Origin of the sequence: Pseudonocardia sp., from assembly GCF_025465255.1 — a bacterium.
Lineage (GTDB): Bacteria > Actinomycetota > Actinomycetes > Mycobacteriales > Pseudonocardiaceae > Pseudonocardia.
Map to the genome: position 1 here is coordinate 1 of NZ_JAODNI010000101.1, position 12,417 is coordinate 12,417.

8 protein-coding genes are annotated in these 12,417 nt (G+C 72.5%); 1 reads left to right on the forward strand and 7 read right to left on the reverse strand.

The genetic code is table 11. The annotated features are described in order from the left end of the window. The 7 genes from JWP64_RS11165 to JWP64_RS11195 all read right to left on the reverse strand — a co-directional run. The coding region (locus tag JWP64_RS11165; protein ID WP_297495581.1) for an SGNH/GDSL hydrolase family protein at positions 1 to 700 on the reverse strand (700 nt) is incomplete at its 3' end. A 341-nt stretch (positions 701 to 1,041) separates the two neighbouring features. Then, positions 1,042 to 2,940: a molybdopterin biosynthesis protein gene (locus tag JWP64_RS11170; protein WP_297495582.1), complete on the reverse strand. Its 1,899-nt coding sequence runs from the start codon at positions 2,938 to 2,940 to the stop codon at positions 1,042 to 1,044. Beyond that, positions 2,937 to 4,157 (reverse strand): gephyrin-like molybdotransferase Glp, encoded by a 1,221-nt coding sequence (gene glp / locus JWP64_RS11175; protein ID WP_297495584.1) that lies wholly within the window; start codon positions 4,155 to 4,157, stop codon positions 2,937 to 2,939. Before glp ends, JWP64_RS11170 begins: the two co-directional genes overlap by 4 nt. 73 nt (positions 4,158 to 4,230) lie before the next feature. Then, positions 4,231 to 5,943, reverse strand: a complete 1,713-nt coding sequence (locus tag JWP64_RS11180) for an NAD(P)H-dependent oxidoreductase subunit E (RefSeq protein ID WP_297495586.1) — start codon at positions 5,941 to 5,943, stop codon at positions 4,231 to 4,233. A gap of 37 nt (positions 5,944 to 5,980) precedes the next feature. Beyond that, positions 5,981 to 8,911 carry a formate dehydrogenase subunit alpha gene (fdhF, locus tag JWP64_RS11185; RefSeq protein WP_297495587.1) on the reverse strand — a complete coding sequence of 977 codons (2,931 nt, stop codon included), beginning with the start codon at positions 8,909 to 8,911 and terminating at the stop codon, positions 5,981 to 5,983. Between the two features lie 41 nt (positions 8,912 to 8,952). Further along, the gene (locus tag JWP64_RS11190) at positions 8,953 to 10,752 is read right to left on the reverse strand and encodes an aldehyde ferredoxin oxidoreductase C-terminal domain-containing protein (protein WP_297495589.1); all 1,800 of its coding nucleotides are present in this window, start codon (positions 10,750 to 10,752) and stop codon (positions 8,953 to 8,955) included. Positions 10,753 to 10,773: 21 nt separating this feature from the next. Further along, complete coding sequence (locus JWP64_RS11195) at positions 10,774 to 11,634, reverse strand: NTP transferase domain-containing protein (RefSeq protein WP_297495591.1); 861 nt, start codon at positions 11,632 to 11,634, stop codon at positions 10,774 to 10,776. A 323-nt stretch (positions 11,635 to 11,957) separates the two neighbouring features. On the opposite strand from JWP64_RS11195, the gene JWP64_RS11200 reads away from it, so the two are divergent. Beyond that, positions 11,958 to 12,170 carry a hypothetical protein gene (locus JWP64_RS11200; RefSeq protein WP_297495593.1) on the forward strand — a complete coding sequence of 71 codons (213 nt, stop codon included), beginning with the start codon at positions 11,958 to 11,960 and terminating at the stop codon, positions 12,168 to 12,170. The last annotated feature ends 247 nt before the right edge of the window (positions 12,171 to 12,417 follow it).

The following is a 12,417-nucleotide window of genomic DNA, read 5'->3' on the forward strand; positions in this document are numbered from 1 at the left end:
CGCCGTCGGCGCCCCAGGCGTTGGGCTCGATCACGTTGCAGTACCAGAGGTCGCGGTCGTCCGGTCGGGGGTGGGTCTGGGCGGGGTTGCCGCGCAGGAGCCCGTGGCCGAGGAAATGCCGGTGGATGTCGGCGACTCGGGCGCCGTGCTCGACGGCTACCGGCGTCAGCTCGGCGTTGAGCTGCGCAAGGAGGTTCACGACGTCGGGCCACGGTGGCAGGCCGATTCGCGCGGCGTCACCGGTGCCGTCGCTGGGGTCGTAGACCGTCCCGACGATGATCGGGTCGCCGGGTGCCTGCATCAGGGGCCGGAGCCGGCGGAGGGTCTGGCCGAGGCGCCGGCGCACGACCTCGATGACCCGTCGTGCGCGGGGGGTGTCGCCGTAGGCGCCGAGCAGGTCGTTGCCACCGACGGTGAGGGTCACGACGGCGGGCGCGGCGCCCGACCGTTGCAGCTGGGGGAGCTGGTGGTCCAGGACGGTCTCGGTGGTGCCGCCGTCCACGGCGAGCAGGTGGTAGCGCAGACCGGCGTGCATGGTGGCGAGGTCGCGGCCGCGCCAGTGCGGAAAGGTGTCGTCGCGGTTGCGGGCGAACAGGCTCGCCCCGCCCAGCCCGGGCCCGCCGGCGTACTCGTCGATCGAGATCGAGTCGCCGAGGGCCGCGTACAGGGCGGGCCGGTCGGGCCGATTGCCATGGGACATGCACCTGATGGTCGCGCGGCCAGCCCCGAACAGTAGGGGGCTCCGCCGGGGCGACACGTGCCAGCCAGCCCAGCCGGGGTGACTGTCGGCGCGTTGACATGGCGACGGTCAACCGACGCGGTTCGCGGCGGCAGGCCAGGCGGGTGTGGCACCGGATGTGGCACGAAATGAAGTCATCCGAAGCGGTCAAGCGGTAGGTCGTCGGTTCGATCCCGACCTCGGGCTCTGTCAGTTCCTTGAACTGCAGAAATGGTCATCGTTGCACTGGCTGGATCAGGTGGTTGGTCGTCCGCTCAGATAAGGGTTCCTCTGCGAGGTGGACGTACTCCCTGAGCGGGTGTTCACCTGATGCGCCGCCCGGTCTCGGCGCACGAGTACCCGCCTAATGCCTCCACGCCGGCCCGGAACTCGGGTCGTTCGAGCAGCGCCCACAAGGGGGCGAGCAGCTCGTCGACGAATGTGTCCGTGCGCAGGACCAGGTCGTAGGGCTCACGGGCGACGGGGACGAAGTCCAACCCGAACGCGCGGGCCGCCGCGAGGATGCCCATCCCGGCATCGGCACGCCCGGCGCTCACCGCGGCGGCGACGGCAAGGTGGGTGTGCTCCTCCCGGGAGTAGCCCGAGACCTGCGCCGGGTCGATGCCGCGGTTGCCGAGCTCGTGGTCGAGCAGCGCCCGCGTGCCCGCGCCCCGCTGCCGGTTGACATAGCGCGCGCGGGGTAGGTCCTCGATGCCGGAGAGGCCCAACGGGTTGCCGGGCGCGACGATCAGACCCTGGTCGCGGTGCACCAGGCGGACCACTGCGATCCCCGACGAGCCGAGCAGCCGATCCACGTACGGCAGCGTGTACTCGCCGGAGTCCGGGTCCAGCAGGTGCGACCCGGCGAGGTGGCACAGGCCGTCGCGCAGCGCGACCAGGCCGCCGAGCGAGCCGACGTTGGACGAGGCCAGGGTGATCAGCGGGTCAGCAGCGCGTAGCGCGGAGGCGGACACGTCCAGCACGAGGTCGTGCGATCCGATCGCGACGATGGTGCGGCCGATCTCGCCCAGCCCGCGAAGAAGCTCGACCCGGACCTGTTCACCGGCGTGGTGGCCCTCCAGCCCGGCCGACACGACGAGCAGGCCGTCGGCGCGCACGAGCGACGTGAGCACCCCCGCGCCGCGAGGGAGCGGGGTCGCGACGATCTCGTTCCGCACTCGGCCCAGCCGCACCCGTACCCAGTCGTCGGTGCCGATCGCCGAGGCGAGCTTGCGGGCGAGCCGCGCGGTGGTGGACGGGCGTTCCCGCGGTGCGGTGCCCTCGAGGGCTGCGAGCAACGGTGCGGCGAAGATGTCGAACGTCAGCGCCGCGGAGACGGGATAGCCGGGCGCACCGAGGACGGGCGTGTCACCGACCGTCCCGAGCACGACGGGATGGCCGGGCTTCACCGCCACCCCGTGCACGGCGAGCGTCCCGGCCCCGGCGACGACGCGGGCCGTGTGGTCGTCGCGCCCGGCGCTCGACCCGGCGATGAGGATCACCAGGTCGGCTCCGGCTGCAGCGTCCCGCAGCGCGGCCGTGATCAGCTCCGGGTCGTCGGAGACGATGGCCCCCACCTGCGCGGTGCACCCGATCTCGCGGGCCTGTGCAGCGAGCATCAACGAGTTGGTGTCGAGGATCTCGCCCGGGCCCGGCTCGGTGCCGATCGGCCGGATCTCGTCCCCCGTCGGGATCACCACGACGTGCGGCTTCCGTCGTACCACCAGCTCGACGGCCCCGGCCGCCGCGCACGCCGCCACGTCGACCGGCCGCAGCCGGTGCCCCTCGGGCAGCAGCAGCTCGGTGGCGCTGATGTCCTCGCCGATCGAGCGGACGTGCTGGTAGGGCGGCACCGCGGCCCGCAGCTCGGCCTTGCCATCGCCGGTGTGGTGCACGTGCTCGCGCATCACGACGGCGTCGTAACCATCGGGCAGCGGGTCGCCGGTGTCGACCACCTCGAACTCCGTCAGCAACACAGGTGTGGTCTCGGCGGCGCCGATGGTGTCGGCCGCGCGGACCGCGATGCCGTCCATCCCGGCGGAGTCGAACGCCGGCGACGACCGCAGCGCCCACACCGGCTCGGCCGTGACCCGCCCGACCGCCTCGCCGACCGCCAGCCGCACCGCGTCCACCCGCTCCGCGCACCCCGCCGCCCTGCATGCGGCCCGCCACGCCGCCGTGGCCTGCTCGGTGGGGACATCGGAGACGAACGGGCTGGTCATCGGTACAGCATCACATCGACCTCGGTGCCGGCGTCGAGGCCGGTAGCGGGCTCGGGCACGACGAAGCAGCCGTCGGCGCGGGTGAGCACCGAGAGCAGCGCGGACGGTCCGAAGATCGGTGTCGCCACTCCGTCGGCCACGGTGACCTGCACGACGTCGACCCGACCGGCGGCGGACGGGAGATCGCGGGAGAGCCGGGCGCGGGTCGACGGCTCCGGCGGCGGGCGCTCGCAGCCGGCGAGTCGCCATACGAGTGGCACCCCGACCAGCCGGAACACGACCAGGGCCGAGAGCGGGTTACCCGGCAGCCCTAGCACCGGGACGCCGTCGCAGTCGGCGAGCAACGTCGGCTTGCCCGGCTTGAGTGCGATGCCGTGGCACCAGATCTCGCCGAGCGCGGCCACCGCACCCGCGGTCTCGTCGCGGGCGCCGACCGACGAGCCCGCCGAGACGACGACGAGATCGGCGTCGTGCAGGACGTCCTTCAGCGCAGCGCCGAGCGCGCCCGCGTCGTCGGGGACGATGCCGGCGATCATCGGGTCGCCGCCCGCGTCGCGCACCAGCCCCGCCAGTGCGGACGCCGTGGCGTCGCGCACCTGCCCGGGCTGCAGCGCGGGCGTCGACGGCGCCACCACCTCGTCCCCGGTGGACAGGATCGTCACGCGGGGACGTGCATGTACCGCCACCTCGACGACGCCGGCGGCGGCGAGCAGCCCCAGGTCGGGCGCGCGGAGCGGGCGGCCGCCGGGGACCAGGTCCGCGCCGGCGGCGACGTCCTCGTCGGCCCGGACGAGCCCCGCCCCGGGCGCCACCGGCCGGGTCACCTCGATAGTGCCGGGCATGGTCTCGGCGGTGTACTCGACCATGACGACGGCGTCGGCGCCCGGGGGCAGCACCCCGCCGGTGGGCATCGCGACGCAGCCCCCCGGGGGTACGGCGATGTCGGGGGCCCGCCCCATCCGTACCGCTCCGGCGAGGTCGAGGTAGGACGGCAGACCCTCCGACGCGCCGTAGGTGTCGGCGGCCCGTACCGCGAAGCCGTCCACCGTGGACCGGGCGAACCCGGGCAGCGCGGCCGCAGCCGATACCGCCCGCACCGGCACGCGGTGCAGCGCAGCGTCCAACGGTACGGCCTCGACGGCCGTACGCCGGGCGGGCCGGAAGCCGGCGAGCACCTCGGACACGGTGCGGGTGGTGAAGAACTCCCGCCCACTCATCGCTCTCCCTCGCTGCCGCTCGGTCGGCGCTTCGCGCAAGGGCGCTGTGACACTGGTTCGCTCGCAAGCTCACTCACCGGTCGGGCTGGCCCGTAGCACCACCCGGCCTCGGTTGGTCGCGCGCCGCCGCTCCGCCCTTGTCCAGGCCGAGCACGCTCACCACCGGGCCCAGGGCCACCTGCCCGAGGCCGCAGATGGACGTCTTGCGCATGGCCTCCTCCAGCCGCAGGACCTGCGCGCGCTCGTCGTCGTCGAGGGTGGAGCGACCGACCAGCAGTTCGTGGGCCTTGGTCGAGCCGACCCGGCAGGGCACGCACTTCCCGCAGGACTCGTTGCGGAAGAACCGCAGCACGTTGGTCGACGCCGCGAGCAGGTCGGTGCCCTCCGCGAGCACCACGACCGCGCCGGAGCCCAGCATCGTGCCCGCCTTCGCCGCGGAGCCGAAGTCGAGGGCCAGGTCCAGCTGGTCGAGCCCGATGAAGTTCGACGACGCCCCGCCCGGCTGCACCGCCCCGACCTGCCGGCCCTCGCTCACCCCGCCGGCCAGCTCGATCAGCGACCCGACGGTGGTGCCCATCGGCACGCAGTAGACGTCCGGCTTCTCGACGTGACCGGACACGGCGAAGAACTTCCAGCCCACCGACTCGCCGAGTCCCTGGTCGGCCCACCACTGCGCCCCGCGCTGCACGATCACGGGCACGTCGGCGAACGTCTCGACGGAGTTCATCAGGGTCGGGCGGCCGTGAAGCCCATAGTTGCCCGGGAACGGGGGCTTGTTGCGGGGCTCGCCGCGGTGGCCCTCCATGCACTCCAGCAGCGCGGTCTCCTCGCCGAGGATGTAGCCGCCGGGGGAGACGAATACGTCGACCTGCCGCCCGGGCCCGACGAGGCCGGCCGCGCGCAGGGCGTCGATCTCGGCCCGCAGCAGGTGCTCCTCGGGGCCGTACTCGTGCCGGATGAAGACCCAGCCCGCCTCCGCCCCCACCACGACCATGCCCAGCAACAGACCTTCCAGCACCAGGTGCGGCTGGGTGGCGAGGATCTGCCGGTCCTTGAACGTGCCGGGCTCGGACTCGTCGGCGTTGCAGACGACGTACTTGGTGCTGCCGGGCTGCGCCCCGCGCACCAGCTCCCACTTCTGCCCCGTGGGGAAGCCGGCGCCGCCCATGCCGCGCAGGCCGGAGTCCTTGAGCGTCGCGACGATGTCGTCGGCGTCGAGCGAGCCGTCGAGGAGGGCCCGCAGCGTCGCGTACCGGGAACCGACATCGGAGCCGGCGGGGTAGGGGTCGTTGGGCCACGGCTCGTCGCGCAGCACGGCGACCGCGTCACCGACGCCGTCGCCGCGGGCGTCGGCCACCAGCTCGTCGACGGACGACAGGGGCGCCGGCCGCTCGTTGACGGCCACCGCGGGCGCGATGTCGCAGCGGCCCAGGCACGAGACCTCGACGAGCTCGACGTCGCCCCGGTTGTCGGTCCCAGCCTCGCCGTAGCGCTCGCGCAGCTCCGCGATCCGGGCCTCGCCGTCCCGCAGGAAGCACGGCAGGTCGTGGCACGCGTGCAGGGCCACCTTGACCGGCGGGGTGGTGCGGAAGTGCGGGTAGAACGAGATCAGGCCCTCGATCTCGTAGCGCGGCCGCCTGGTGTCGCGGGCCAGCTCCTCCAACTCCTCGCGGGGGAGCCAGCCGAGGCGGGCCTGGATCGCGTTGAGCGCCGGGATCAGCGACGGCCCGGGGAACTTCCCGGCCCGGGCCTCGACACCGGGAACCCTGGGCTGAACTGCTGTCATGATGCCGCCTCCGCGGGAACGAGCACGTCGGCGGGCGTCACAGCGCCCCCACCTGTACCGCGCAGAACTTGAACTCGGGGATCTTCCCGACCGGGTCGATCTCGTCGATGGTCAGGAGGTTGGCCGCGGCCTCCCGAAAGTGGAACGGGATGAAGACGTTGCCCAGCTGCTCGCGGTGGCTGACCCGCAAGAGCAGCTCGATGGCCCCGCGCCGCGACCGGGCCTGCACCATCTGCCCGTGGGCGAGGCCACGGTCGGCCGCGTCCTTGGGATGCATGTAGACCTCGGCCACCGGCGAAATGGCGTCGAGCGCGAACGACCGACGGGTCATCGAGCCGGTGTGCCAATGCTCCAGCAGCCGGCCGGTGTTGAGCACCAGCGGGTACTCCGCGTCGGGCAGCTCCTTGGCCGGCAACCACTGCGCGGGGACGAGGTGCGCGAGGCCGTCGTCGGTGTTGAAGTGCTCGTCGAACATGACGACCGTGCCGTCGGAGTGCTCGGGATCGGCGTTCGGGTACAGCTTCCCCGAGAGCCCCAGATTGTCGTAGGCCAGGTTGGTGTACGACGGCATCAGCGCCACCATCTCGTCGAACACCTCGCTGGGAGCGCCGTAGTTCCAGTCCAGCCCGATGCGCCGGGCGATGTCCTGCACGATCTCCCAGTCGGGTCGGGCCTGCCCGGGGGCGTCCATCACCTTGCGGCCGAGCTGCACCCGGCGGTCGGTGTTGGTGTACGTGCCGTCCTTCTCCAGGTAGGAGGTGGCCGGGAGGATCACGTCGGCGAACTCGGCGGTCTCGGTGAGGAAGATGTCCTGCACCACCAGGAAGTCCAGCGCCGACAGCGCCTTGCGCACCTTGTTGATGTTCGGATCGGACAGGAACGGGTTCTCGCCGAGCATGTACATGCCGCGCACGCCGTCGGGCTGCAGCGCCGACTTGATGATCTCCGTGACGGTCAGGCCGCGGTTCGGGTTGAGCGCCGTGCCCCAGGCCTCCTCGAAGCGGGCCTGCGCGGCCTCGCGGTCGACGCCCTGGTAGTCGGGGTAGAACATCGGCACCAGGCCCGCATCGGACGCGCCCTGCACGTTGTTCTGCCCGCGCAGCGGGTGCAGCCCCGTGCCCGGACGTCCGACCTGGCCGGTGATCGAGCACAGCGCGATGAGGCAGCGGGCGTTGTCGGTGCCGGTGGTGTGCTGGGAGATCCCCATCCCCCAGTAGACGACCGCGGCCCCCGCCTCGCCCCACAACCTCGCGACGAGACGGATCGTGTCGGCGTCCACGCCGGTGATCTGCGCCGCGCGCTCGGGCGGGTAGTCGGCGACGGTCCGGGCGAGCTCGTCGTAGTTGGACGTGCGGGCGGCGACGAACTCCCGGTCGACGTGCCCGAGCCGGATCACCTCGTGCATCACCGCGTTGTAGAACGCCACGTCCGTACCCGGCTTGAGCTGCACGAAGACGTCGGCGTGCTCGGCGACGGTGGACGCGCGCGGGTCCACGTAGACGATCTTCGTGCCGCGCCGGCGGGCCTGCTTGAAGAAAGAGCTCGCCACGGGGTGGTTGGCGGTGGGATTGGAGCCGGTGATGATCACGACGTCGGCGTTGACGACATCGCCGTAGGTGGTGGACACGGCGCCCGAGCCGACGCCCTCGAACAGCGCCGCGACGCTCGAGGCGTGGCACAGCCGGGTGCAGTGGTCGACGTTGTTGGTGCCGAAGCCCGTGCGGATCAGCTTCTGGAAGAGGTAGGCCTCCTCGTTGGAGCACTTCGCCGAACCGAACCCGGCGATCGCGCCCGGCCCGCCCGTCGCGTGCACCTCCATCAGGCGGCGGGCGATGAGGTCGAGCGCCTCGTCCCAGGTGGCCTCGCGGAAGTGGGGCAGCACCTCGTCGTAGTCGACGAGGCCGCCGGGCTTGCGGCCCCGGTCCTTGCCCGGCCGCCCGTCCTTGCGGCCCCCGCCGCTGCGGTTGCCCCCGTCGCCGGCCCGGCCGCGGTCGTTGTGGGTGCCCCCGGCGCCGTCGCCGCGGACGTCGGCCGAGAGCGGGCCCTTCGGGTACGCGGCGTCGACGCGGATCAGCGGCACCGTCAGGCGCTGCGGCGACGCGGAGTAGTCCCAGCCGTAGCGGCCCTTCACACACAGCCGGCTCTGCGATCCGGGCTGGTCACGGCCCTCGGCGAAGGCGATGGCGCCGTGCTCGCGGTCGACGTAGTAGGTCAGGGCGCAGCCGACCCCGCAGTAGGGGCACACGGAGTCGACGGCGTCCAGCTCCTCGCGTGGGCGGATCGGGATGCCACGGATGGGCTTGTTGGTCAGCGCCCCGGTCGGGCAGGCCTGCACGCACTCGCCGCACGTGACGCACGAGGAGCTGCCCATCGGGTCGTTCAGGTCGAACGCGATGCGCGTGGAGTAGCCCTTGCCCGAGCGGCCGATGACGTCGTTGCCCTGGATGTCGTCACAGGCCCGGACGCAGCGGTCGCAGAGGATGCAGGCGTCGTGGTCGACGTCGATCACCGGGTTCGACGAGTCGGTGCCGCGACCGGAACCGCACGGCAGCTCCGTGGACTCGCGGGCCACGCCGAAGCCGTCGGCGAGAGCGAGCAGGAGGTTGTCGCCGGTGGTGGTCTGCTTGGGATCCTCGGCGCGAACCGGCTGATCCGACACCAGCAGTTCGGTCAGGGTGGCGCGGTTGCGCTCCAGTTCGGCGCTCGTCGTCGTGACCGTCATGCCGTCTTCGCACGGCCGGACGCAGGCCGCGGCGAACACCCGGCCACCCGTGTCCACGACGCACATCCGGCACACGCCGACGGGGTCGTAGCGCTCGTCGTGACACAGCACGGGGATGTCGATCCCGGCCTGCCGGGCCGCGTCGAAGATCGTGGTGCCGTCGGGGACGGTGACCTCGCGGCCGTCGATCGTCGCGGTGACGGTCGGGGCGGCCGTGGGTGCGGACGGCTCCTGAAGCGTGGTCATGTGTCCCCCCCGGATCGACTGTGAGCGCGGACACGCCGAGCCTAGTCCAGCAGCAGCCCGCCGAGGTCGCCGGCGGACGGCCTGCCGTCGGCGTCCCAGCCCCGGGCGGCGTAGTAGCCCGCCACCATCGACCCCAGGGTCGCGGCGCTGAGGGCGGCCGACCGACCCGACGCGAGCACCAGCGGGGTCTCGAGCATCCGCGCGGGCAATGTGTCGTCGGCGGCCGTCGCACCCGCGCGCAGATTGAAGGCCCGCTTGGCGGTGACGATCCGCCGCGCGGTGGCCCGCAGCTCGTCGGCGTCGAGCGTCCAGCCGGTGACGGGGGCCAGCAGGGCCGCCCACTCGGTGAAGGGATCGGTGAACACCCCGCGCAGGAACTTGCAAAGAATCATGGAGTCCATCACCGCGGCCCGATCCTCGGTGCCGATCGCGGCGACGACGTGCGGGTCGCCGCCGTCGAGGCGGTCGACCTCGCCGGAGAGGTCGGCCTCGTAGGCCCCCGAGCGGTTGTGGTCCGCTCCGCGAGAGTTCACCGCGAGCCCCAGCGCCATCGCCTGTAGCGTGCGCGGCTCGTAGCCCGGCAGCTCCAGACCCTTGACCTGCGGCGCGAAGTCGATCGACCCCGCACCCACCACCCCGGCCGCGTGCCGGGAGCCCTGCGCCAGCAGCTCGCCGAGCCCCGGCTCGCGGGTGCCGATCAGCTCCAGGGCACGCAGCAGGGCGGTGCCGTCGCCGAAGCGCAGCCACGGCGCGTCGATCAGGCCGCGCTCGGCGCACTCCATCGCCCACGCGATCGTGCCGCCCGCGGAGATCGTGTCGATGCCCAGCTCGTCGCAGCGAGCGCTGGCCGCGAACACGTCGTCGGGATCCGACACACCGCACATCGGGCCGAGCGCGAACACGTTCTCGTACTCCATGCGCTGCGACCCGCCCCCGCGCCGGGAGTAGATGTGCTCGCAGCCGATCGAGCACGACGCGCAGCTGTTGCGGGCTACCCCGCGCAGTTCGTGCAGCTCCTCGGCGGCGAGCTTCGGCGCGCCGTCGAACGTGGCGGCGGTGAAGTTGCGGGTGGGCAGCGTCGAAACCGCGTTGAACGCGAGCAGGTTGGCCAGCGTGCCCAGCTCGCGGTACTTCTTCGTGGCCGGTCCGAAGCTGCGTTCCCGCAGGTCACGGGCCGCGGCCAGGACGGCGGGGGCGTCGGCGACGGCCGCCTTGGTGCCTGCCCTCACCAGCAGGGCCTTGATGTTCTTGGCGCCGAGCACCGCCCCCAGCCCGCCGCGACCGGCGTGGCGGCCGTCGTGGCTGATCGTGGCGTAGCGGACCCCGCGTTCCCCGGCCGGGCCGATCGCGGCGCTGCGCCAACCGCGTCCGAACCGCACCGACAGCGCGGTCTCGGCGTCGGCGGCGGCCATCCCGGCCAGCTCCGGACACGGTTCCAGCCGTACGCCTCCGGCGTCGACGAGCACGACCGACAGCGCGTCGGCGCGGCCGCGCACCACGATGGCGTCGTGGCCGGTGAGCTTGCCGGCGATGGCGAACTGGCTCGACGCCAGTGCGTCGGTGAGGAGGCCCGTCAGGGGCGAGGTGGCCACCACGGCGAACTTCGCGCTGGTGGTCAGCGGCGTGCCGACCAGCGGGGAGAACACGAACGCGAGTGGGGCGGCCGGGGCGAGCGGGTCGACGCCGGGCGGCGCGAGCCGGTGCATCAACCAGGTGCCCAGCCCGACGCCGCCGAGATAGGCGCGCAGCACGCGCTCGTCGAGGTCCAGCGGAGTACCGACGACCGTACCCCCGCGGACGTCGACCACCAGCGCCCGCCCGAAGTAGCCGCCTGCAGCCATGACCGCGACTGTAGGCGCCTATCAGCCGCCCGCGTCGGCGGAGATGAAGGCGACCGTGTCGCCGGCCACCAGGGGCAACAACGGGTCGCGCGTGATCCGGTCGCCGTTGAGTGCCGCGACGACGTGCCGGTCCAGGTCGAGCTCAACGGCGGCAGCGGCATCCCCGAGCGTGGCGACGCGGACCCGGTGCGGGCCGCGCCGGCCGCCACCGGCCAGCGCGCCGAAGCATTCCACCACGACCTCCGCGGGCAACCGGGCCCGCGCCGCCGCGTAGTCGTCGGGGGCGTTGACGTTGACGACGGAGTCCAGGTCCGGATCGAGCCGGGCGATATCGGCGTCGGCGAGCAGGTCGGCGTCGTCGAGGCGGGTCACGGTGCAGTGCTCGTAGAGCATCCCCGGCCGGCTGCGACCCTGCGCGATCAACGACGCGATCAGCCCGGCCAGCGCGGTTCTGTAAGCGGCGGCCAGGGGCTGCCGGAAGCCGAGGGCGAACGGCAGCGCGACGTCGGTGCCCGGCCCGTCGAGGCCGCGCAGCACGCGCCGGACGAACGCGGGATGCAGGAACGGCATGTCCGTGGAACAGACGAACGCCGCAGGTGCCTTCTCGGCGAGCGCCGCCAGCCCGGTGGCGATGCCCTGCATCGGGCCCACCCCCTCGACCGGGTCCGCCACGACCACGACTCCGGCGGGCAGCTCCGGCAGCTCCTGCCCGGGCGACGCGACGACGACCACCGGGCCGTCGACGGTGCGGGCGAGGAGCGCCGCCGTCCGGTACAACAGGGTGGATCCGTGCCACTCGAGGGCGGCCTTCGACGTGCCCATCCGCGAGGACCGCCCGCCGGCCAGTACCACGCCCGCCACATCCCCGACCCCGCCCGACATCCGGGGAACCCTACGGGAACCCTCGCATTTCGATGTGTCGCGGTCCTGGGGATATGGGCGGTCGGGTCTTCTGATCCCTGGTGGCGGTGATCCAGAAGCGGTCTTCACCGGCGGCGTTTCCGTCGGGTCGTCCACCGTTTGCAAGGACGACCTGGCGGGATGCCAGGTTGCCCGGACCACAGGTGAGCAGGATCTGATCGAGGCCCAACCGTCGGCATTCCCCAGTCCGGCCGCCAGCATCCGGGAAGCTGCGTTCCGTGTCTGGGCGCTGGTCGTGGCGGCCGGCATGCTCGTGTGGCTCGTCATGTCCGTACGACTCCGGCGTGATCCCGGCAGAGGAGTCGTGGAACACCCGCCCGATGGTGACGCCGCCGCGACCGCACCGCTCCCGGATCTTCCTCTGCGACCTCCACGCCCGCCTCCAGGCCGCCGAGCCCCTCACCGACGCGGAGCTCGCGCGACGGCAGGCGCAGGCTGCGTACGGGGCGGAGGTGTCGGCGCGGCAGCGCGCTGCGCACGGCATGACCAGCTGGTAGTCACCAGCCCCCTCTCTCGACCACAAAACCTCACCCGCCTGAGGTAGACATTCGCCCAGAGCTGTGTGTAGTCTCCTGCGCGTCGGAGCGAAGAAGATCTAGAAGCACGGGAGATGACGTAACTACCCGTGAAGCAACACCAGCAAGTCGCAACACCAGCAAGTCGCAACACCAGCAAGTCGCAACACCAGCAAGTCGCAACACCAGCAAGTAGCAACACCAGCACGTCTCAACAACACCAACTCGC